This window comes from Paraburkholderia sp. SUR17 (assembly GCF_029536165.1).
GTDB lineage: Bacteria > Pseudomonadota > Gammaproteobacteria > Burkholderiales > Burkholderiaceae > Paraburkholderia > Paraburkholderia kururiensis.
This window is the reverse complement of sequence record NZ_CP120509.1, coordinates 2,730,866-2,753,259: the sequence shown is the minus strand read 5'-3', so window position 1 is coordinate 2,753,259 and position 22,394 is coordinate 2,730,866. Positions and strand designations below refer to the sequence as shown.

Here is a 22,394-nt window from a genome sequence, read left to right as displayed (position 1 = left end):
CATGCGCAAGACTGTCCGAGCCCTGCTGATCGCCTGCGTATTCGGGAGCGCGTTGTTCTGGCGGTCGGAGAGCCACGCCCAGGTCGACGAAGCTGCGTTGAAGGCTGCGTTCATCTTCAACTTCACGGTATTCGTGACGTGGCCGCCAGGTGCGCTCGCCGATGGGCACGTCGTGGTCTGCGTGGGCGCGGGCGCCAGCATTACCCCCGCGTTGCAGAAACTCTCGGGCCGGGCGGCCAACGGTGTGACGTGGGTGGTGCGGGTGATCGAGCCTGGCGAGAGCGGTGCGAACACCTGCAACGTGGTGGTAGTCTCGGGCGCTGATGCGGCCACGCGGGCATTGCGTTCGCTCGCCGCCGCGCGCCAGCCGGTGCTCGTGATCGGCACCGACGAAGAGGCGGCGCAGGCGGCCCCCGGCATTCTGTTGTTTCGCGAGGGTGACCACGTGCGGTTCGATATCGACAACAGCCAGCTTGTGCGGCGTAACCTCATGGCGAGTTCGAGGCTGCTTTCGCTGGCAAGGAGCGTTCAGTGACGACGCAACCGGAGGTTCGTCCCACGGATTCAAGCTGGCGTGTGCAACTCGCCGGTGTCGTCACGGCGCTCGTCATCGCGATGATTGCGCTTGCGTTGTACCAGGGCCTCTCGATGGAGCACGAGCTGCGCGACAACGCGCGCCTGCAAGCGGCCATCGTTGCGCAGAACGCCGCTGCACCCATGATGTTCAACGACCGTCAGGCCGCGCAGGAAACGTTGAGCGCACTGCGTATCCTGCCGTACATCCGCAGCGTGGCGATTCTCGACAAGGACGCGCACGTGTTCGCCTCGTACGGCCCCGAGGTGACGGTGCCGCGCACGCTGCAACCCTTCATCGCGGCCGAACGCGACGGCAGCACCTTCGGCTTACGGTCGGTCACGGTCAGCGCGCCCATCACGTACAACAGCGGACACTTCGGCGACGTGGTGCTGGTGGCCTCCACGGGGCAGATCCTCTCGCGCTTCGCGAGCTACGTGACGCTGCTCGTGCTGGTGTGCCTCGCATCGGTGGCGGCCTCCGGCATCGTGATGCGGCGGCTCAAGGAACGCATGTCGAGCGCGGAAAGCCAGCTTGCGTGGCTCGCCAATACGGATCCGCTCACGCATCTGCCCAATCGCCGCGCGTTCTACGACGAACTCGGCACGCGCCTTGGCGTGCCGGTGCGGCAGCGCACGCCGCTCACGCTGATGCTGGTCGATCTCGACAACTTCAAGATCGTCAACGACACGTTGGGGCACGGCGCAGGCGACGAACTGCTCGCCGCGGTGGCGCGCGAACTCAAGGCGGCGGTGGGCCGTCACGATCTGGTGAGCCGCATCGGCGGCGACGAGTTCGCAATTCTCGCCGTGGACCGCGGCAGTCCCCAGCGCAGCGCCTCGCTTGCGGTACGCGTGGTCGAACATACGCGGCGCGCTTTTCGCGTGGCGGACGTGGAGCTGCACGTGAGCGCGAGCGTGGGCTACAGCCGCTATCCCGACGACGCGCAGCGTCTCGCCGACCTCGTGAGCAGCGCGGACACGGCGCTTTACGTCGCGAAGAGCCAGGGCAAGGGTCAGGCTGTTGCGTTCCGGCCGGAGATGACCGAGGCCGCGAAACGGCGCGCACGCCTTGAGCGCGAGTTGCGCGATGCGCTCAACACCGACGCGTTCTACGTGGTCTATCAACCGAAGTTCAGCTGCGGCGCCGGTGCGATGACGGGCGTCGAGGCACTCGCGCGCTGGCATCACCCGCAGGAGGGCGAAATCTCGCCGGCCGAATTCATCGCGGTAGCGGAGATGAGCGACCTGATCGCGACGCTCGGGCTGCACGTGCTGGAAACGGCGTGCAACGACATCGCGCGGCTCAATCGCGACACGGGCGTGGCGCTCGAAGTGTCCGTGAACGTGTCGGCACGGCAGTTCAGGCATCCGCAGTTCGCGGAGCACGTGTTTTCGGCGTTGCAGGCGAGCGGACTGGATTCGTCGCTGCTCGAACTCGAACTCACGGAAAGCATGCTGATGACCGACGTGGACGACAGCGTACGGCTGCTGCGCGAATTCCAGTCGAACGGCGTGCGCGTTTCGATCGACGACTTCGGCACGGGGTATTCGTCGCTCTCGTATCTGCGCACGCTGCCCATCGATCAGCTCAAGGTTGACCGCAGCTTCGTCAAGGGGCTGCCGCGCGAGGGCAGGGAGATCGTGGAGGCCATCATCTCGATGGCGCACAGCTTCGGCCTCGAAGTGGTGGCCGAAGGCGTGGAGACGTGGGAGCAGTTCGCGTTGCTGCGCGACATTGGCTGCGACCTCGTGCAGGGGTATCTCACCGGCAGGCCCGTGCGGCTGGACGTGCTCACGGCCGACATCGTGCGCGAAAGAGCGAACCCGCCGCACCGCGCGAGCCGCGACTTGCGCGTGGGAGCGCAAGTCGTTGCGAAAGCTGCGGATCGTACGCCGCCGCTTCCTGAACAGCAGAACTGAATTCCATCAGTTTCTTGTCCGGACACAAGCTTACTGTTTGCTGTCATCGGCAAGACTTGACGTTTTCTTGTTGGACGTCAAGGTAATTTCCCGCCCGTTTCAATAGAATCCGCCGCTTACGACACGGGCGCGTTCGCGCACGCGCAACGTGTGGCGCACCCGCTGTCGTTCCCGCCGATCCGACCAGATCACCCAATCAGACCATACAAAATTCCAGGCATATCCGATGGCCAGAGCTATCTTGAAGCGGGCGTGGACCTTCGCTGCAATTGGAGTGGGCACCTGCCTTGCCGGCTGCAGCAATCTCGATGTTCTCGATCCCAAAGGCAGCGTAGGTGCTGCGGAAAAGTCTCTCATCAGCACGGCCACGTTCACGATGCTCATCGTCGTTGTGCCGGTCATTCTGCTCACGCTGCTGTTCGCATGGCGCTACCGCGCGTCGAACCGCAATGCGACCTACGCGCCGAAGTGGGCGCATTCCACGGCCATCGAAGTCGTCATCTGGACCGTGCCCACGATCATCATTCTGTTCCTCGGCGTGCTCACGTGGCGCACGACGCACGAGCTCGACCCGTACCGGCCGCTCGAATCGTCGGTGAAGCCGATCAACGTGGAAGTGGTCGCGCTGGACTGGAAGTGGCTCTTCATCTATCCCGATCTGGGCATCGCCTCGATCAACCAGCTGGCCTTCCCCGTCAACACGCCCGTGAATTTCCGCATCACGTCGGATTCGGTGATGAACTCGTTCTTCATCCCACGGCTGGGCAGCCAGATCTATGCAATGGCGGGCATGCAGACGCGTCTGCACCTGGTGGCCAACGAGGTGGGCGACTACGCGGGCGTGTCGGCCAACTTCAGCGGCAAGGGCTTTTCGGACATGAAGTTCCGTGCGCTCGCCACCACGCCTGAGCAGTTCAACGCGTGGGTGGAGCAGGTGAAGCACGCGCAGGGGCGTCTCGACATGAACGCCTACGGCACGGTCGCGCAGCCTTCGGAGAAGAATCCGGTCGAGTACTTCTCGTCCGTGGATCCGCGGCTCTTCCATAACATCATCGCGAAGTACAACAACGGCCACGTCCTCGACACGAAGGACGAGGCCTGCGGGACGAAGGGGTAAAGCATGTTCGGAAAACTCACGCTCGAGGCGATCCCGTTCGATCAGCCCATCATCATGGGTGCAGGCGCCTTCATGGGCCTTGCGGTGATCGTGGTGCTGGCTGCGCTCACCATCACCAAAAAATGGACATGGCTGTGGACCGAGTGGATCACCACGGTGGACCACAAGAAGCTCGGCATCATGTACATCATCGTGGCCACGCTCATGCTGCTGCGCGGCTTCGCGGATGCCGTGATGATGCGTCTGCAACTGGCGCTCGCCTATCATTCGCCGGGCTACCTGCCGCCGCATCACTACGATCAGGTGTTCACGGCGCACGGCGTCATCATGATCTTCTTCATGGCGATGGCGCTGATGGTGGGCCTCTTCAACCTGATCGTGCCGCTGCAGATCGGCGCGCGCGACGTGGCCTTCCCGTTCATCAACTCGCTGAGCTTCTGGATGACGGCGGTGGCCGCCATCCTGATCAACGTCTCGCTCGTGATCGGTGAGTTCGCACAGACGGGCTGGCTCGCGTATCCGCCGTTGTCGGAATTGCAGTTCAGCCCCGGCGTGGGCGTGGACTACTACATCTGGAGCCTGCAGCTTTCAGGTGTGGGCACGCTGCTGACCGGCATCAACTTCTTCGTGACGATCGTGCGCATGCGCGCACCCGGCATGACGTTCATGAAGATGCCCGTGTTCACATGGACGGCGCTGTGCTCGAACGTGCTGATCATGGCGACGTTCCCGATTCTCACGGTCGCGCTTGCGCTGCTGGGTCTGGACCGCTACCTCGGCATGCACTTCTTCACGAACGACGGCGGCGGCAACGCCATGATGTACCTGAACCTGATCTGGGCGTGGGGCCACCCCGAGGTGTACATCCTCGTGCTGCCCGCGTTCGGCATCTACTCGGAAGTCATCGCGACGTTCGCGAAGAAGCCGCTCTTCGGCTATCGCACGATGGTGTACGCCACGTGCGTGATCATGGTGCTCTCGTTCCTCGTGTGGCTGCACCACTTCTTCACGATGGGTTCCGGCGCCGACGTGAACGCGTTCTTCGGCATCATGACGATGATCATCGCGATTCCAACGGGCGTGAAGATCTTCAACTGGCTCTTCACGATGTACCGCGGGCGCATCGAGTTCACCACGCCCGTGTTGTGGACCATCGGCTTCATGATCACCTTCACCATCGGCGGCATGACCGGCGTGATGATGGCGATTCCGGGCGCGGACTTCGTGCTGCACAACAGCCTGTTCCTGATCGCGCACTTCCATAACGCAATTATTGGCGGCGTGGTGTTCGGTTACCTTGCCGGCTTCCATTACTGGTTCCCGAAGGCCTTCGGCTTCAAGCTGGACGAGAAGCTCGGCAAGCGCGCGTTCTGGTTCTGGTTCACGGGCTTCTATGCCTCGTTCATGCCGCTCTACGTGCTGGGCTTCATGGGCATGACGCGACGCCTCAACCACTACGACAATCCCGCATGGCATCCGTGGTTGATCGCGGCGGCGTTCGGCGTGGTGCTCGTGGCCATCGGCGTGCTGCATCAGATTGCGCAAGTCGTGCTCGCCGTGCGCAACCGCAACCGTCCCGACTATCGCGACGCGACGGGCGACCCGTGGAATGGCCGCACGCTCGAATGGGCCACGTCGTCGCCGCCGCCGGTCTACAACTTCGCGGTGATCCCGACGGTGCGTGAACTGGATGCGTTTGCCCACATGAAGGAAACGGGGCATGGCCTCGGCGTCAAGGCGTCGTCGTATCGCGACATCCACATGCCGTCAAACACGGGCGCGGGCTTCTTCGTCGCCGTGTTCAGCCTCGCACTCGGCTTCGCGCTGGTGTGGCACATCTGGTGGCTCGTGATCGCGTCGCTCGTCGCAGTGGCGGCAACCGTCATCATTCACAGCTTCGGCGACAACGACGGCTACATCATTCCCGCGGCGAAGGTTCGCGAGATCGAAGATGAAATCCGCCGCCGTGCGGAAGGTGAAGAACGCGGCCTCGTGCCCGAATCCGTGGAGGCCTGAGCATGGCACACAACACGCTTGTCAACGGCGCGCACGATCTGGCCGCCGATCATCCGCCGTCACACTCGGTGTTCGGCTTCTGGCTGTACCTGATGACGGACTGCGTCATCTTCGCGTCGCTGTTCGCGGTGTTCGCCGTGTCGTCGCAGCAGTTTGCGGGCGGCCCGAGCGGCAAGGACCTGTTCGACATTTCGGGCGTTGCGCTGGAAACGGCCGCGCTCCTGTTGAGCAGCATCACCTACGGCTTCGCGATGCTGGGCGCGCACAAGCAGCAACGCGGCGCGGTGCTGGGCTGGCTCGCCGTCACGTTCGTGCTGGGCCTCGCGTTTCTCGGCATGGAAATGCGCGAGTTCTCCGCGCTGATCGCAGAAGGCAACGGACCGGGCCGCAGCGCGTTCCTGTCGTCGTTCTTCACGCTGGTCGGCACGCACGGCCTGCACGTGTTCATGGGCCTCGTGTGGATGGTGGTGCTCGCCGTGCAGGTCATTTCGCGGCCCACGCTGAACGAGCGGGAGATCCGGCGTCTTACGTGCCTGAGCCTTTTCTGGCACTTCCTCGACATCGTCTGGATCTGCGTTTTCACCTTTGTCTATCTCGCGAGCGTACTTTAAATGGCTCATTCGCATTCGGCTCATACGGAAGGCGGGCACGGCAGCTTCGGCAGCTACGTTGCCGGGTTCGTGCTCTCGGTGCTGCTCACGGCAGGAGCGTTCGGCATCGTCATGAAGGGCGCTCTGCCCGCCCATAGCGCGCTGATCGCGCTTGCGGGGCTCGCGTTGGTGCAGATCGTCGTGCACCTCGTGTTCTTCCTGCACATGAACGCGTCGTCGGGTCAGCGCTGGAACGTGATGGCGTTCAGCTACACGGTGCTTACTGCAGTCATCCTCGTGTTCGGCACGATGTGGGTGATGCACAACGTCAGCGTCAACATGATGTCGCGATAAGCGCATCGCAACCGGAGGGCCTTTGTAGAAGGCTCTCCGGCTTTTTTCTCCTCTTCCTCTCCGTCTCTTCCCCCTTCCGCGTCTTCTCCAGCTACGCGAAGAAGCGCGTGAGTTCCGAGGCAACGGCCGCGGGCTGCTCTTCGGGCAGGAAGTGCCCGCAATGTCCGATGGTCACGCCCTCTACGTTCGCGGCACAGGCTTCGAGCGGAGCAGCCATGTTCGGAATGGAGCCCTGATCTGCGCTCAGTGCGACCACGGGCATCTGCAGCTTGCCTTTCGCACTGAGTGCGCGATTCTGGCGTGCCGATTCATCCGCCGCGCGATAGTAGGCGAGCCCCGCACGCAAGCCGCCTTCACGCGTAAAGACGCGCGCATATTCGTCCATGTCGGCTTCGGAAAACGTCTGTGGGTTTGCGGTCTTGCGGCGCAGAAACCAGTCGAGGTAGGCGCGCTCTTTTCCTTCGATCAGCAACTCCGGCAGGTCCGGTATGGCATGAAACGCGAAGTGCCAGGTGCGCCACGCGCGCTCGGGTGCAATGGGCAGGGCGTCGGGCAGCGTGATGCCGGGAATGCCGGCATCCAGCAGCGCGAGACGCATGACTGTGTCGCCGAACAGCGCGGCATAGGGATACGCGACCCAGGCGCCCACGTCGTGTGCCACGAGGTAGCAGCGCTGCACATCGAGCTTGCGAAGCAGCGCGTGCAATCTCGTGGCGAGTGTTTGCGTGTCGTAGCCATCGAGCGGACGATCGGAGTCGCCCTGGCCCGGCAGATCCGGCGCGACGACTCTGTAGCGCGTGGCCAGCAGCGGCATGACCTTGCGCCATGCGAACCAGCTTTGCGGATAACCCGCGAGCAGGACGACCGTCTCGCCATCCACCTTGCCGCCGGTGACGTAATGAAGCCGGATGCCGTCGACCATTTCGAAGCGATGCTCGAACCCATCGAGCTGTGTGTCCGGTAGCGAAGCAGGACCGGGGTCGACGATACGCGCTGAGGTAGACATGATGGACTTTCCTGATGGTTGCGTGAGTGGTACGTCTGTATAGGAAATGAACATTTCCAAATAAGGCAAAAAAATTTCAGGCCAACAGCTTCAGCGCCTGATCGGCTGCTGCCAACATGTCGTTGCGCGTGCGCCCCGACTTGCCGATCAACCGGAAGCCCTGGAGCACGGCAAGCAGCACGCGAGCCATGGCCGTCACGTCGATATCCTGCGCGACCGAGCCGTCTTCCTGCCCCTGCCGGAGCAACTGGCGCAGCAGGTCTTCGCTACGTCGCATGGCGGCTTCGACCTGTGCCGCAATTTCATCGTCGAAGGTGGCGAGCGCCGTGGCACTGGAAACGACGAGGCAACCGCGCCGGCCTTCGCTGCCGTGCGACGACTGCGCATAGAAGTGCAACACCGCGCGAATCTTCTCGTACCCGCTCGGTTGCCGGTCGAGCAGCCTGCGCAGCCCGGCATTGCGTGCCTCTACGTAGTGCGCGAAGGCCGCGAGGAAAACGCCGCGCTTGTCGCCGAATGCCTTGTAAAGACTGCCCGCGGTGAGTCCGGTCGCCTCGCTGAGGTCGCCCACGGAGGTGGCGTGATAACCGCGCTCGCGAAAGACGCGCACGGCGCCGTCGAGCACCGTGTCCATGTCGAATTCGCGCGGACGGCCGGGGCCGCGCGAGGAAGTGGGGGAAGCGGACGGGGAAGTCATGCGGCGATTATAGGAAATGATTGTTTCCGAATCAACACATGAACTGGCGTGGGCCTGCTCCCATTCGTGCGCGCAGGACGATTACGCCGCGTGACCGTCGGCCATCTGGCTCATCGCCACGTTGACCTGCTAGCCGGCGCACGCGGTTTCGACGGCTGTATTGAGCGCGAGAATATGGGGCTGGAAGGCGATGCCTTCGATCACCTGGAAAAGGCGATCGTCATCGCTTTATTGAAGCCGTGAATAACGGCTGGCTGTGTTCAAACTTGAGGGCCGTGCAATGCAATAACGGATTATTTTTTCAGGGCGATATCGTTTTAAAGTGGCGATATGCAGCGGCGTGCAGCGGCAACTGAAATGGCGCCAGACATTTAAAATCGCGCCTGATCCACGGCCCTGCGACCATTGAGCCCGAACGTTGGAGCGCGGGGTGTTGCTTGATTCAAGTCAATCACCCGGGTTTTCTGGCTGAAATAATCCAGTGCGGAACACTTCGCTGCCTTGACTCATGAAGCATAAGGATTTGATGCAGGAAAGCGGATCCAATATCGATATCGCAAGATAAGATCCGGGCACGAAACGGACAGAACATCTTCGAAACTACGGCGGAATTCAGCATGTATCTGGGAAATATGAGAATCGGAGTGCGCCTTGGCGCGGGCTTCGGCTTTGTCCTGTTGCTCATGACGGCTTTGATCGTGGTGGGACTCGTTCGGCTGACGGGCATCGGCAATATCAACGACAGGCTGGTAGGCACCGAATGGGTCAAGGCCGACGCGGCCCACACCATCGATGTGCTCACACGTGCGAACGCTCGCAGCACCATGGAGCTGTTCGTCACGACGGACGCGAGCAAAGTTGCCGCGATATACGAGCGTATCGAAGGCAACAAGAAGGCGATTACCGATGCGCTGAATACGCTCGGCACGCTGGCCGAAGGGCCCGAAGAGAAGGCGCAGCTCGAAGAGACCACTGCTGCGCGCGTCGCCTACGTGAAGTCTTTCAGCGAGGTCGCGCAGCAGCTCAAAGACGGCAAACGCGACGAAGCTACCGCGACGTTGAACGGCGCAACGCTGCCGGCGCTGGATACGCTCCAGGCGCACATCAAAGACATGGTCGACTGGCAGACCAGACTCGTCAAAGCGAGTGCCGAGCGTGGCCGGCAAGACATCGACTCGGCACGGCATCTGATGGTCGAACTGGGCGTGGCGGCTGTCTTGATGGGCATTGGCTTCGCGTGGGCCATTACGCGCTCTATTACGCATCCGTTGGGCGAGGCGGTGCGCGTGGCGCGTACCGTGGCCTCGGGCGATCTTACGAGCCACATCGAAGTAAGAACGAACGACGAGACCGGCCAGTTGCTGCACTCGCTCAAGGACATGAACGAAAGCCTCAAGCAGATCGTGCGCAAAGTGCATCACGGCGCGGACACGATCGCCTCTGCGTCGAGCCAGATCGCGAACGGCAACCTCGATCTGTCGTCGCGCACGGAAGAGCAGGCGAGTTCGCTCGAAGAAACGGTGGCGTCCATGGAGCAGCTCACCAGCACCGTCAGGCAGAACGCGGACAACGCACGGCAGGCCGATCATCTGGCGCGGTCCGCGTCCGAGGTCGCGGTGAAGGGCGGCACCGTGGTCCGGCAGGTGGTGGATACGATGAACGACATCAAGGTGTCGGCGGGCAAGATGGTGGACATCATCGGCGTCATCGACGGCATCGCTTTTCAGACCAACATTCTTGCGCTGAACGCGGCAGTGGAAGCGGCACGCGCGGGCGAAGACGGACGCGGCTTCGCCGTTGTGGCAGGCGAAGTGCGCAACCTGGCGCAACGCTCAGCGGCAGCGGCGCGGGAAATCAAAGACCTGATTGGCGGTTCAGTGGCCAACGTGGATATGGGCGGCGAACTGGTCGCCCAGGCCGGTGCGACGATGGACGAAATCCTGCACAGCGTGCAGCGTGTGACCGACATCATGGGCAACATCACGGCGGCGAGCGAAGAGCAGAGCCTTGGCATCGAGCAGATCAACCAGGCCATGGGCCAGATGGACCAGGTAACGCAGCAGAACGCCGCGCTCGTGGAAGAGGCTGCTGCCGCAGCGGGCTCCTTGCACGAGCAGGCGAACCAGCTTGCGCTCACGGTGGGCGCTTTCAAGGTGGAGAGCGGCAACCCAGTGGTCGCTTAATCAGCGCGTTTCGCGAGCCGCATTACATCGACCCAACACTGGTTCGATACACAAGTTTTTCCCCTTCGTGCCGATAAACCGTCCGGAGATCTTTTTTCCGGAAGTCAGTCACCCATCGTCACGAATAAGAAAGGAAAAACTCAGCATGCTTGCATCGATCCGAGCGCGCATTCTCGCGACCTGTGTCGCTATCGTCGCCACGGCGCTTATTGTTACCGGCGGTCTTGTCTATGTCGTGGTCAAGCAGCACAACGACGAGACCATCAACGAGAACCTGAAGTCGACGCTCGCAGGCCAGGCGCTCGCCATCGACCAATGGATTGCAAGCCGGGCGAAGCAGGTGGGCGTGCTGGCCGACGCGGTGCCCGTGGGCGAGGGCGACCCGATGCCGTCCCTGCGGCTCGTCATGCAGTCCGGCGGTTTCATTGCGGTGACGATGGGTCTGGCCGACAAGACGGCTTACTCGCCCACGCCGCTGCCGGCCGGCTACGATCCCACGGCGCGGCCCTGGTACAAGCAGGTGGTGGCCGCAGGCCATCCCATCGTGACCAGCATCTATCGCGATGCGGTGACGGGCAAGCCCACGTTCTCGTTCGTTGCGCCCGTCATGCGTGACAGTTCGATGAAAGGCGCCATCGCCGCGGGCGTGCTGCTGGAGGGCGTGAGCGGCATCGTGGCCGCCATTCATCCCACGCCGGCAAGTTCGGCGTTTCTCGTCGACAAGAGCGGCAATCTGCTGGCCCTCGGCAAGACCGATCTCATCATGAAGCCGGCCACCGATCTTTCGCCGGACCTCACGGCCCAGGCGCTCGATTCGCTGCAGTCGGCCGACGCGCCCATCGAAGTGACCATCGACGGCGCAACGAAGCTGCTGCGCGCCGAGCCGATTGCCGGCACCGACTGGCGCCTCGTGCTGGCGCTCGACAAGTCGGACGTGACGGCCGGCATGCGCGCCGTGGCCGCCACGACGCTCGTCTGCATCGTCGTCATCGTGCTGGTGGCGGCGGCGCTGGTGGGCGCGCTCACGAATGCTGCGTTCCGGCGCATCCTGCTCGTGCGCGACGCGCTCAACGACGTGAGCAGCGGCAGCGGCGATCTCTCGAAGCGCCTGCCCGCAGAGGGTAACGACGAAGCCGCGCAGATCGCGCGCGCCTTCAACCTGTTCACCGGAAAAATCAGCACGACGCTGTTGCAGATTCGCGAGAGTAGCGAGTCGGTGCGTGTGGCCAGCTCGGAGATTGCGCAAGGCAACCAGGATCTGTCGAGCCGTACCGAGCACACCGCGTCGAGCCTCGAGCAAACCGCTGCCGCACTCGAAGAGATTGCGGGCACCGCACGCAACTCCGCAGATGCGGTGGCGCAGATGAGCCAGCTCGCGGCATCGGCCTCCGGTGTCGCGATGCGCGGCGGCCAGGTGGTAAGCGAAGTGGTTTCCACGATGAACCAGATCACCCAGGCCTCGACGGAGATTGCGGACATCATCGGCGTGATCGACGGCATCGCCTTCCAGACCAACATCCTCGCGCTCAATGCGGCGGTGGAGGCGGCGCGCGCCAGCGAACACGGCCGCGGCTTCGCGGTGGTGGCCGGCGAAGTGCGCGCGCTTGCGCAGCGCAGCGCGCAGGCGGCGCGGGAAATCAAGACGCTGATCGAGTCGTCGGTCGGGAAGATCGAGGCGGGTTCGCGCCTCGTGCAGACCGCGGGCACGACGATGGACGAAATTGTGGAAGGCGTGCGCGGCATTACGAACGTGATCGGCGAAATCAGCGTGGCGACGAACGAGCAGAGCACCGGGCTCGGTCAGGTCAACCAGGCGCTTTCGCAGCTCGATCATTCGACGCAGCAGAATGCGGCGCTGGTGGAGCAGTCGGCGGCATCGGCGGCGCTCTTGCGCGAAGAGGCCGAGAGGCTCGCTCAGGCGGTGGGTGGATTCAGGCTTGCGGGGGCGCGGGGTTAAGCGAACGGCCAACGTATCGCTGACGGATCACTAACGGATCACGAAGCACGCGCGGTGCTTCCAGGGCTCAAGGGCGGCACAGGCCGCCCTTTTTCATTCCTCGCTCTCGAACAAATCCACGTGTGCATCGAACACACGCTGCTGGCGCTGTAGCGCATCGTCGAGATGAGCGAGCAGGGCACGCTCGGCGGCATCGGGATCGTGCCGCACGAGTGCGTCGATCACCTGCTGGTGCTGCGCGAGCGTGAGCGCGCCTTCTTCGGGCTCGCGGGCCGTGACGTAGCGCACGCGGTCAATCGGCGCGCGCACCAGTTCGATCAGCTGGAGCGCTTTCGGCAACTGCGCTGCACTGCCCACCGTCGTGTGAAAGCGGTTGTCCTGGCGGATCGATTCCACCGAATCGCCGCGTTCCACGGCGCGCCGGTGCATTTCCTGAATGTCGTGCAGCAGATGCAGCTCACGGTCGCTGATGCACTCGGCAGCACGGCGAATGCTGGCGCTTTCCAGCACGCGCCGCAGCAGTGCGCTTTCGGCGAACTGCTCGCGGCGCACGGGCGCGACGAACGTGCCGGACTGCGCGGCAATCGTCACCAGTTCTTCCCGTGCGAGCTGCTGAAGCGCTTCGCGCACGGGCGTGCGGGAAATGCCGAGCGTCTCGCTGAGCGCGCGTTCGAAGATCACATCCCCCGGCAGGATCGCCATAGTCACAATAGCTTCGCGCAACAGCTTGTAGATTTGCGTGGAAAGCGGCTGCGCGCGGTCTAGGGCCGGCTTGCCGGGCAGCACGCGTGCGATGAACTGCTGTGGATCGTTACGTTCTGATTTCATGGGGGCAGGGTAATGCGGCCGGCGACGGAAGACAAAAAAATGCTCGTGGAAATGCTCACAGCGAGCCGTTCAACTAGTATATTAGTTGCCTGCTGCGACCGTTAGTGCCATCGGCACAGTCGCCGCCACCGGTCACGCCTTCCCGCCGCGTCGCCGTCCGCTGCCGGCCTGGCCAAGCTTCATCAGGCAACACACGCGGCAATGCGCGTGTCCGCACATAACAGAAAGGAGACAGCAAGTGCGTTCGTTACTCGCTTCAGCAGTTCTCGGACTCTGCATGGCCGGCGCTGTCGGCATGGCGTATGGGCAGGCCGCCACCGGCAACACCTCATCCATGAAAATCGCGCTTTCCAACAACTACGCGGGCAACAGCTGGCGGCAGACCATGTTGAAAAGCTGGGCCGAGGTGGCAGACCCGGCCGTGAAGTCCGGCGTCGTGGCGGCGGCCCCCACCTTCACCACCGCGGAGAACCAGGCCACCGAGCAGGCGCAGCAGATCCAGAACCTGATCCTCCAGGGCTACAAGGCCATCGTGATCGACGCCGCGTCGCCCACCGCGCTCAACGGTGTCATCAAGCAGGCCTGCGGAGCCGGCGTGACGGTGGTCACGTTCGACGGCATTGCCACCGAACCCTGCGCCTATCGCATTGCCGTGGACTTCCACAAGCTCGGCTCCATGCAGGTGGATTACATGGCGAAGCGCCTGAACGGCAAGGGCAACCTGCTCGAAATTCGCGGGCTGGCGGGCGTTTCGGTGGACGACGAAATTCATCGCGGCATCGTGGACGAACTCAAGAAGTATCCGGGCCTCAAGGTTGTCGGCTCGGTGCATGGCGACTGGACGCAGACGGTAGCGCAGAAGCAGGTGGCCGGCATTCTGCCCACGCTGCCGAAGATCGACGGCGTCGTGGCGCAAGGCGGCGACGGCTACGGCGCGGCCAACGCGATCAAGGAAGCCGGTCGACCCACGCCCATCATCATTCTCGGCAACCGCCAGGAAGAACTCGCCTGGTGGGCGGCGCAGCGCAAGACGGGCAACTACGACACGCTTTCCGTCACCATTCCGCCGGGCTGCTCGACCTTCGCGTTCTGGGTGGCGCAACAGCTGCTCGCGGGCAAGAAGCTGCCGCACGACGTCCAGATGCCGCTGCTCGAAGTGCAGGCCGACCAGCTCGACAGCGTGCTCGCGAAGACCCCGCAAGGCGGGCTCGCGAACAAGCTCTATACGCGCGACGAAGTGCTCAAGGTGGTGGACGCGAAGTAGGTTGCCGTCAGGCGTGAAGCGCGGCGCGCAGTGTTCGTCATGCGCGCCGCAGCATCGCAAAACACGTCGCAAAACGTTGCAGGCGGCACCGCGAAAGACACGACACCAGGGAGTCGGGCATTGAACGATCCAGCTGTATCGAACGCCACGCCGCAGCACGCCGAGGTGCTGATCCGCCTTGCCGGCATCGGCAAGACGTTCGGGCGCGTGAAGGCGCTCTCCAACGTAAGCTTCGATTTTCGCGCGGGCGAGTGCGTGGGCATTGCCGGCCACAACGGCGCGGGCAAGTCCACGCTGATGGCGGTGCTGACGGGCGTGTTCCTGCCCGAAGAGGGCACCCTTGCCATCGATGGTCGCGAGGTGAGTCACTACGATCCCAACGCCGCGCGTGCCGCGGGCGTGCGCTGCGTGTTTCAGGAGCTATCGCTTTGCGCGAACCTGAGCGTGGCCGAGAACATGACCATCGTGCATCCCGGGCTGCACGGCGGCGACTGGCGCAAGCGCGCCACGCGCCTCATGCGCGAACAGCTCGACGCGATCTTTCCGGGCCACGGGCTGAAGGGCCATGAATTGATCGGCGACCTCACGCTCACGCAGCGTCAGATGGTCGAAATTGCGCGCGCCTTCACGGTGACGGGCGACCCCGTCAAGCTCGTGATTCTCGACGAGCCTACCTCGAGTCTGGACGCGCACACGGCCCAGCAATTGCTCGCATACATCCGCCGTGCGGGCGAGCGCGGCATCGCCACCATTCTCATCAGCCACATGCTGGGCGAGATCGCCGAAGCCGCGCACCGCGTGCTCGTGATGCGCGATGGGCGCGTGGCCGCCGTGCTGCCGCGCGAGTCGATCACGCACGACGCGATCATTCGCGCGATGGGCCAGCACGTGGACGTCGAGCCCGATGCCGCCGCCGCGCAAGGCGCACGCAGCGCCGCCTCGCAGGGCGTGGCCGCCTGGCGCTGGGCGCTCGGCGCGCATCGGCAATGGAACATCGAAGCGCCACGAGGCGAGGTGATCGGCCTTGCGGGTCTGGCGGGCCAGGGGCAGAGCGAGGCGCTGCTCTCGATCTACGAAGTGGCCACGAAAAGCCATGAGCGCGTGGCGTTCGTAGCCGGTGACCGCGCACGCGACGGCGTGTTTCCGCTGTGGTCCATCGCGCAGAACCTCGACATTCGCTGGCTGCTCGACCGCATGAAGAATGGCACTGCGCGGCGACCGGGCTTGCCCAGTTTGATCGACGGACGCGCCGCGCAGGATGTGGCCGACGCATGGCGCGAACGCATCGGCATTCGCGGTGCGCCGATGAAAGCCAACATCCTTTCGCTTTCGGGCGGCAACCAGCAGAAGGTGCTGTTCGCACGCGCACTCGCTTCGGATGCCCAACTGATTCTCATGGACGACCCCACGCGCGGCGTCGACATCGGCACCAAGCGCGACATCTACCAACTCGTGCGCAACGAGGCCGCGCGCGGCCGCACGTTCATCTGGTACACCACCGAGAACGACGAATTCGCCTACTGCGACCGCACCTACGTGTTTCGCGCGGGCGGCATCACGCGCATGCTGCTCGCGCACGAATGCAACGAGCAGTCGCTGCTGGCGGCCAGCTTCGAGGAGGCCCACGCATGACGCTCACGCTCGACCGGGCGCGTCTGCGCGCGTTGCTGCCCGCGTTCTCGCTGGTGGCGGTGCTCGTGCCCATCTTCTTTCTGCAGCCGGCTACGTTCAGCTACTTCGGCCTGGGGCTGTTGCTGAATCTGGCCGTGCCGCTCGTGCTGGCCACGCTCGCGCAACTTGCCATCATCACCGCGAACGACCTCGATCTTTCGATTGGCCCGTTCGTGAGCCTCGTGGCCTGCATCGGCGCCACGCTGCTCGTGAACCAGCCGCTTATCGGCGTGGCGGCGCTCGCGGGCTGCGTGGTGCTGTATGCGGCCGTGGGCGCGCTCGTGGAGATGCGCCAGATTCCGTCCATCGTCGTCACGCTCGGTCTTTCGTTCGTCTGGAACGGCCTGGCGGTGCTGCTGCTGCCTTCGCCGGGCGGCACGAGTCCGGCGTGGATCAGCACGGTGATGGGCTATCAGACGCCACTCGTTGCCGCGCCCATTCTGTGGTCCACGGTGATTGCCGTGGCGGGGCATCTGCTGTTGATGCGTTCGTCGGTGGGTGTGCGTTTGCGCGGCGCGGGCGGCAATCCGCGCGCGATGAGCCGCTTCGGCTGGTCGCTTGTGCGCAGCAAGGCCACGCTCTATGCGGTGGCGGCGCTCTTCGGCGTGCTTTCGGGACTGTGTCTGCTCGGGCTCACCACGTCCGCGGATGCCAACCTCGCGTTGCGCTACACGTTGATGTCCATTGCCGCGGTGATTCTGGGCGGCGGCGAATTCGTGGGCGGCCGCGTTTCCGTGATCGGCGCCGTGCTGGGCGCGGTGACGCTTACGCTGGCGGCGTCGTTCCTCGCCTTTCTCAATGTGTCGTCGGACTGGCAGATCGCCGTGCAGGGCGCGATTCTGATCGTCGTGCTCTCGCTGCGCGTGCTGTTGCAACAACGGGGAGGCGAACAATGAGCGGCGCCCAGGAAACCCGCCGCGAGGTGGAGCCCGTGCCGGCTGTTCATCACGCGCGCGACCCGCAGCACGAACGCGACGAATCCAGTGCAGGCACGCCGCTCTCGCAACTGGCTTCTCGCTTCAAGCCATCGCAGGCGCCGTGGCTCTGGTCCGTGGTGGGCGCGGTGCTCGTGTGGCTCGTGATCGCGGGCGTGTTCGGCTTCGGGATTGCGGGCAACGTGGTCGCAACGGCGCTCGTGTTCGCTATCTTCATGGTGTTCGTGGGCCTCGGCCAGATGCTCGTCATCACGGCGGGCCCCGGCAACGTCGATCTTTCGATCCCGTCGGCCATCGCGTTGAGCGGTGTGGTGGGCGTGCAGGTCATGAAGAGCCAGGACAGCATGATCGCGGCGGGCATTGGTGTGGCGCTCGCCGTGGGCGTGCTGATCGGCCTGGCGAACTATCTGCTGATCCGCCTGCTGCGCATTCCGCCCATCATCGCCACGCTCTCGTCGAGCTTCATCGTGCAGTCCGTCGCGATTACGCAAAGCCGCGACATGCCGCCTCCGCCGCCGGCGCTGCAGGCTTTCTCGCACGATCGCTTCATCGGTTTGCCGAACGTCGCGTGGCTCGTGCTCGTCATTTCGATCGTGCTGGCGCTGCTGCTCTATCGCACGGTGTTCGGCCGCGGTCTCTCGGCGCTTGGGCAGAACGCGCGTGCGGCGTGGCTTGCCGGCGTGAAGGTGGAGCGCGTGCGCTGCCTCACGTACATGTTGTGCGCCACCTTCGCCGCGCTCACGGGCCTGCTGCTGGCCGCCGTGTCGGGCGGCGCGGCGCTCGACATGGGCGTGGAGTACATGCTGATTTCCGTCGCGGTGGTGGTGATCGGCGGCACGCTGGTGACGGGCGGCCGCGCATCCGTGGCGGGCGTGTGGGGCGCCTCGATGTTCCTGTTCCTCACCAACGCCATGCTCAATGCGCTGGGCGCCGGTGCCGGCGTGCGCTCGGTGGTGTACGGGCTCCTGATCATCGCCGTGGTGGCGCTGGCGGGCGGTCGGCCCGCGCGCTAGCCATCTTGTATGCACGCTGTTTTGCCATTTGCTACAAAACGACAGAACGAGGGTCCAACAATGCAACCCAACGAATACGAAGTCCACGACGCCCGCTTTCGGGCGCTGCTGCAACCGAACGCACAGTTCGAAAAGCTCGCGGGCGGCTGCATGTGGGCCGAAGGGCCGGTCTGGTTTCCCGCCGCCGAATTCCTCGCGTGGAGCGACATTCCGAACAACCGCATGCTGCGCTGGGTGCCCGGCGCAGGCGTGGGCGTGTTCCGCGCGTGCTCGAATTTCAGCAACGGCAACACGCTGGACCGCGAAGGCCGTCTCGTCACCTGCGAGCACGGCACGCGGCGCGTGACGCGCACGGAGCACGACGGTCGCATCACCGTGATCGCGGACCGCTACGAAGGCAAGCGGCTCAATTCGCCGAACGACGTGATCGTGCGCTCGGACGGCTCGATATGGTTCACCGACCCCGACTACGGCATCCTGAGCGACTACGAGGGTTACCGCGCACCGAGCGAAATCGGCAACTGCAACGTGTATCGCGTGTCGCCTGAGAATGGCGCGGTGACGCCCGTGGCCGACGACTTCGCCAAGCCCAACGGCCTCGCGTTTTCGCCCGACGAATCGCGGCTCTACGTGGCAGATTCGGGGTCGTCGCATATCGAAGGCGGCCCGCATCACATCCGCGTATTCGACGTGAACGCGAACGGCACGCTACGTAACGGGCGCATCTTCGTCGACGTGGCCCCCGGCGTGCCCGACGGCATGCGCGTGGACGAGCACGGCAACGTCTGGACCAGCGCGGAGGACGGCATTCACTGCTACGCGCCGGACGGCACGCTGCTCGGCAAGATTCTTGTGCCGGAGACGGTGGCGAACCTCGTGTTCGGCGGCCCGAATCGCAACCGGCTGTTCATTGCGGCGAGCACGTCGCTGTATTCGCTTTATGTCGGCGTGCGCGGCGCGGCCACTTATGGAGACCGGTCATGACGCCCTCTGAAATCGCTGCGCCTCGCAACCTCGCGAAGGCGCTGATCCTGCTCGACGCACGCGACGACGTGGCGATTGCACGCGAGCAACTGATGCCCGGCGCGCGACTGGACGACGAAGGCAACGTGGCGGGCCTGATTCCGCCGGGCCACAAGGTGGCGCTGCGCGACATCAACGCGGGCGCGCCGGTGCGCCGCTACGGCCAGATTATCGGCTTTGCGAGCAAGCCGATTCGCCGCGGCGAACACGTGCACACGCATAACCTTTCGATGGGCGACTTCGAGCGCGACTACGCCTACGGCGAGGAAGCGCACGAAACCGCGATGGCGGCGCAGCCCGCCACCTTCCTCGGTATTCGCCGCGACGACGGCCGCATTGCCACGCGCAATTACGTCGGTATCCTGACTTCGGTGAACTGCTCGGCCACGGTGGCGCGCGCCATTGCCGATCACTTCCGCCGCGACATTCACCCTGAAGCGCTCGAACACTATCCGAACGTGGACGGCGTGGTGGCGCTCACGCACGGCCAGGGCTGTGCGCTCGACGCCGAAGGCGAGCCGCTCGCCGTGCTGCGCCGCACGCTTGCGGGCTATGCGCGGCATCCGAACTTCTACGCGGTGCTGATCGTGGGGCTGGGCTGCGAGACGAACCAGATCGACGGGCTCGTCGCGTCCGAGCATCTGGAGCGCAGCGCGCGGCTGCGCACGCTGACGATCCAGCAGACGGGCGGCACGGCGCGCACGGTGGCCGCCGGCATCGAGCAGGTGCAGGCGCTGCTCGCGGACGCGAATCGCGTAACGCGCGAGCCCGTGGAGGCGAAGCATCTGATGGTGGGCCTGCAATGCGGCGGCTCGGACGGCTACTCGGGCATCACGGCGAACCCGGCGTTGGGCGCGGCCGTGGACCGGCTCGTCGCGCACGGCGGCACGGCCATTCTTTCGGAGACGCCTGAAATCTACGGCGCGGAGCATCTGCTCACGCGCCGCGCCATTTCGCGCGAAGTCGGCAAGAAGCTGATTACGCGCGTGCGCTGGTGGGAAGCGTATTGCGCGCGGCTCAACGCGAACATGAACAACAATCCGTCGGCGGGCAACAAGGCGGGCGGGCTCACCACGATCCTCGAAAAGTCGCTGGGCGCGGTGGCGAAGGGCGGCACGACGCGGCTGGTCGAAACCTACGAATACGCCGAACCCGTACGCGCGCATGGCCTCGTGTTCATGGATACGCCGGGCTACGACCCGGTCTCCGCCACGGGCCAGGTGGCGGGCGGCGCGAACCTCATCTGCTTTACGACCGGGCGCGGCTCGGCCTATGGATGCGCGCCGTCGCCGTCGCTGAAGCTGGGCACCAACAGCACGCTGTGGCAGCGGCAGGAAGAGGACATCGACGTGAACTGCGGCCGCATTCTGGACGGCGAGCAGACCGTCGATCAGGCCGGCGAAGAGATCTTCCGGTTGATGCTGGCCACGGCGTCGGGGCAACGCACGAAGAGCGAACTGCACGGGTACGGACAGAACGAGTTCGTGCCCTGGCAGTTGGGCGCGATCATGTGAGCGCGAAGCGGCGCTGTGTTGGGGCCTGCGTTGAATCTGCGCAGGACTGTCTTCGCGAGCTTCGCTTACTCCACTGCGCCGTAGACCGCTTTCCCCTCGAACACCGTCATCGCGACATCCACCTGCGCGACTTCGTGCGGCAGCACCGTGCGCAGGTCTTGCTCCAGTACCGCAAACGATGCCGGCCGCCCCGCGGCCAGCGTGCCCAGTGCATCGTCAAGGCGCAGGCTGAACGCCGAGTGGTACGTATAGGCCTGCAACATCGTGTCGAGGTCCACGCACTGCGCGGGCAGAAACGCGACGGCGCGCGGGTCGCCGAGCGTCGCGCGCCGCATGGCGCTTTCGAATGCCACGAGCGGGTTCTGCGTGGAGACCGGCCAGTCCGAACCACCCGAGAGCATCGCGCCCGCGCGCTGCAATTCCGCGAACACGTACTGCCGCTCCATGCGCGCGTCGCCCAGCAGCGACGTATAAAGCTGCCGCAATGCAGGCTCCATGTTGGCCCAGACCGCCTGAATGGACGCAATTGCACCGGTCTCGCGAAAGCGCGGCACATCGCTCGCGTCGATGAGTTGCACGTGCGCGAGCTGCGCACGGCGGTCACGTAGATGGGCTGGGCCGCGCTCGCGGTTCAGCCCATCGAGCGCGTCGAGCGCCATGCGCACCGCTCGATCGCCCACCGTGTGGAAGTGCAGATCGAAGCCCGCTGCGTCGGCGGCGAACACCGCTTCGCGCAACTGCGCGGGCGCCCAATGCGCTTCGCCTGCGTGCGGTGCGTCGGCGTAGGGCGCGAGCAGCGCCGCGGTATGGCTTTCCACCACACCGTCGATGAAGATCTTCGCCGTGTGGGCGCGAACGCGGTCCGTGGAGCATGACGCGCGCCAGTGCTTCATCTTCTCGATCTGCGGTGCGAGTGGCAGCGTGGGCGACACGAGCAGACCAAGGCTCACGTGCGCGAGCAGTTCGCCTGCGTCGTCGGCACGCTTATAAGCCTCGACGAGACGTTGGCCCACCATCGCGTCGAACCATCCCGTCACGCCGAAGCGGTGCGCCTGCTGCAATGCCTTGCGCAACGCCGCTGCGGATTCCACCGGGCTCATTTGCGGCAGGTAAGAGAAGAGCCGGTACAGCGCGGCTTCATGCACGAGACCATTCGGCTCGCCGTTGGCGGCGCGGCCGTAGATGCCGCCTTCGGGGTCGGGCGTGGAGGCATCGATACCGAGCAGGCGCAGCGCCGCCGTGTTGAGGCAGCCCGAATGCACGTCGTAGCCGATCAGCAGCAGCGGACGGTCGGGCACCATTGTGTCCAGCGCTTCACGGTTCAATCGCTCGCCGAGTGCTTCCAGCACGACGTTGCCCGCCACCACCCACGTGCGCTGCGGATGCGTCTGCGCGCAATGCTGTACGGCGGCTCGGATGCCCTCGAAGGTCTGGATGCCGCCCAGGTCGGCGTCGCAGGTCAGCTGGAAACCGTCTACCGGATGCGCGTGCGAATCTGTGAACGAAGGCACCACCATGCGGCCGCGCAGGTCGGTGGCCGCGCCGCCGCGAAACGCGTCGGGTAGCTGCGCGTGCTCGCCCACCCAGGCCACGCGGCCCGCGCGCGTCACCATGCAGTCCACGTAGCGCGGATGGGTGCCGCCCGTGTAGACGGCGGCGTTGTAGAAGGTGTGATCGCGGTAGCTGGAGCTTGTGGCGTCGAGTTCGGAAACGAAGGTCATAAGCGATAG

The 22,394-nt window shown here is 64.6% G+C and carries 19 protein-coding genes; 15 read left to right on the top strand and 4 right to left on the bottom strand.

Annotated features, from left to right (window positions below; all coding sequences use genetic code 11):
* The first annotated feature begins 1 nt into the window (after position 1).
* From P2869_RS29505 to cyoD, 6 genes are all read left to right on the top strand, one after another.
* Positions 2 to 535, top strand: a complete 534-nt coding sequence (locus P2869_RS29505; RefSeq protein ID WP_199540481.1) for a YfiR family protein — start codon at positions 2 to 4, stop codon at positions 533 to 535.
* Positions 532 to 2,496 carry an EAL domain-containing protein gene (locus P2869_RS29500; protein ID WP_277598822.1) on the top strand — a complete coding sequence of 655 codons (1,965 nt, stop codon included), beginning with the start codon at positions 532 to 534 and terminating at the stop codon, positions 2,494 to 2,496. Before P2869_RS29505 ends, P2869_RS29500 begins: the two co-directional genes overlap by 4 nt.
* 226 nt (positions 2,497 to 2,722) lie before the next feature.
* Positions 2,723 to 3,613, top strand: a complete 891-nt coding sequence (gene cyoA / locus P2869_RS29495) for a ubiquinol oxidase subunit II (protein WP_033350867.1) — start codon at positions 2,723 to 2,725, stop codon at positions 3,611 to 3,613.
* 3 nt (positions 3,614 to 3,616) lie between these two features.
* The gene (cyoB, locus tag P2869_RS29490) at positions 3,617 to 5,629 is read left to right on the top strand and encodes a cytochrome o ubiquinol oxidase subunit I (protein WP_277598821.1); all 2,013 of its coding nucleotides are present in this window, start codon (positions 3,617 to 3,619) and stop codon (positions 5,627 to 5,629) included.
* 2 nt (positions 5,630 to 5,631) lie between these two features.
* On the top strand, positions 5,632 to 6,240 hold the full coding sequence (cyoC, locus tag P2869_RS29485) for a cytochrome o ubiquinol oxidase subunit III (RefSeq protein ID WP_126875337.1): 609 nt from the start codon (positions 5,632 to 5,634) through the stop codon (positions 6,238 to 6,240).
* Positions 6,241 to 6,573, top strand: coding sequence for a cytochrome o ubiquinol oxidase subunit IV (gene cyoD / locus P2869_RS29480; RefSeq protein WP_017774800.1), 333 nt, complete (start codon positions 6,241 to 6,243; stop codon positions 6,571 to 6,573).
* Between the two features lie 91 nt (positions 6,574 to 6,664).
* Here the strand turns inward: cyoD and P2869_RS29475 are convergent, their stop codons facing one another.
* Positions 6,665 to 7,579, bottom strand: a complete 915-nt coding sequence (locus tag P2869_RS29475; protein ID WP_277598820.1) for an alpha/beta fold hydrolase — start codon at positions 7,577 to 7,579, stop codon at positions 6,665 to 6,667.
* Between the two features lie 76 nt (positions 7,580 to 7,655).
* A complete protein-coding gene (locus tag P2869_RS29470; protein ID WP_277599875.1) occupies positions 7,656 to 8,213 on the bottom strand; it encodes a TetR/AcrR family transcriptional regulator in 558 nt (185 codons plus the stop codon).
* 153 nt (positions 8,214 to 8,366) lie between these two features.
* Here P2869_RS29470 and P2869_RS29465 point away from each other — a divergent pair, with 153 nt between their 5' ends.
* The 3 genes from P2869_RS29465 (at position 8,367) to P2869_RS29455 (ending at position 12,416) form a co-directional block, all read left to right on the top strand.
* Positions 8,367 to 8,519 carry a hypothetical protein gene (locus tag P2869_RS29465; RefSeq protein ID WP_277598819.1) on the top strand — a complete coding sequence of 51 codons (153 nt, stop codon included), beginning with the start codon at positions 8,367 to 8,369 and terminating at the stop codon, positions 8,517 to 8,519.
* Positions 8,520 to 8,908: 389 nt separating this feature from the next.
* Positions 8,909 to 10,459, top strand: a complete 1,551-nt coding sequence (locus P2869_RS29460; RefSeq protein ID WP_277598818.1) for a methyl-accepting chemotaxis protein — start codon at positions 8,909 to 8,911, stop codon at positions 10,457 to 10,459.
* A 145-nt stretch (positions 10,460 to 10,604) separates the two neighbouring features.
* Entirely contained in the window at positions 10,605 to 12,416 is a 1,812-nt protein-coding gene (locus P2869_RS29455; protein WP_277598817.1) for a methyl-accepting chemotaxis protein, read from the top strand.
* Positions 12,417 to 12,509: 93 nt separating this feature from the next.
* Here the strand turns inward: P2869_RS29455 and P2869_RS29450 are convergent, their stop codons facing one another.
* Positions 12,510 to 13,244: a GntR family transcriptional regulator gene (locus P2869_RS29450; protein ID WP_017774804.1), complete on the bottom strand. Its 735-nt coding sequence runs from the start codon at positions 13,242 to 13,244 to the stop codon at positions 12,510 to 12,512.
* A gap of 277 nt (positions 13,245 to 13,521) precedes the next feature.
* On the opposite strand from P2869_RS29450, the gene P2869_RS29445 reads away from it, so the two are divergent.
* From P2869_RS29445 to P2869_RS29420, 6 genes are all read left to right on the top strand, one after another.
* Complete coding sequence (locus P2869_RS29445; protein ID WP_033351014.1) at positions 13,522 to 14,508, top strand: ABC transporter substrate-binding protein; 987 nt, start codon at positions 13,522 to 13,524, stop codon at positions 14,506 to 14,508.
* Between the two features lie 120 nt (positions 14,509 to 14,628).
* Positions 14,629 to 16,140 carry a sugar ABC transporter ATP-binding protein gene (locus P2869_RS29440; RefSeq protein WP_277598816.1) on the top strand — a complete coding sequence of 504 codons (1,512 nt, stop codon included), beginning with the start codon at positions 14,629 to 14,631 and terminating at the stop codon, positions 16,138 to 16,140.
* A complete protein-coding gene (locus tag P2869_RS29435) occupies positions 16,137 to 17,075 on the top strand; it encodes an ABC transporter permease (protein WP_199540476.1) in 939 nt (312 codons plus the stop codon). Before P2869_RS29440 ends, P2869_RS29435 begins: the two co-directional genes overlap by 4 nt.
* Positions 17,072 to 18,127 (top strand): ABC transporter permease, encoded by a 1,056-nt coding sequence (locus tag P2869_RS29430; RefSeq protein ID WP_240658653.1) that lies wholly within the window; start codon positions 17,072 to 17,074, stop codon positions 18,125 to 18,127. The genes P2869_RS29435 and P2869_RS29430 overlap by 4 nt, the downstream gene beginning before the upstream one ends.
* A gap of 60 nt (positions 18,128 to 18,187) precedes the next feature.
* A complete protein-coding gene (locus tag P2869_RS29425) occupies positions 18,188 to 19,111 on the top strand; it encodes an SMP-30/gluconolactonase/LRE family protein (protein ID WP_277598815.1) in 924 nt (307 codons plus the stop codon).
* Entirely contained in the window at positions 19,108 to 20,664 is a 1,557-nt protein-coding gene (locus tag P2869_RS29420; RefSeq protein WP_199540474.1) for an altronate dehydratase family protein, read from the top strand. Before P2869_RS29425 ends, P2869_RS29420 begins: the two co-directional genes overlap by 4 nt.
* A gap of 65 nt (positions 20,665 to 20,729) precedes the next feature.
* Here the strand turns inward: P2869_RS29420 and P2869_RS29415 are convergent, their stop codons facing one another.
* Positions 20,730 to 22,385, bottom strand: a complete 1,656-nt coding sequence (locus P2869_RS29415; protein WP_277598814.1) for an amidohydrolase — start codon at positions 22,383 to 22,385, stop codon at positions 20,730 to 20,732.
* Positions 22,386 to 22,394: the final 9 nt, after the last annotated feature.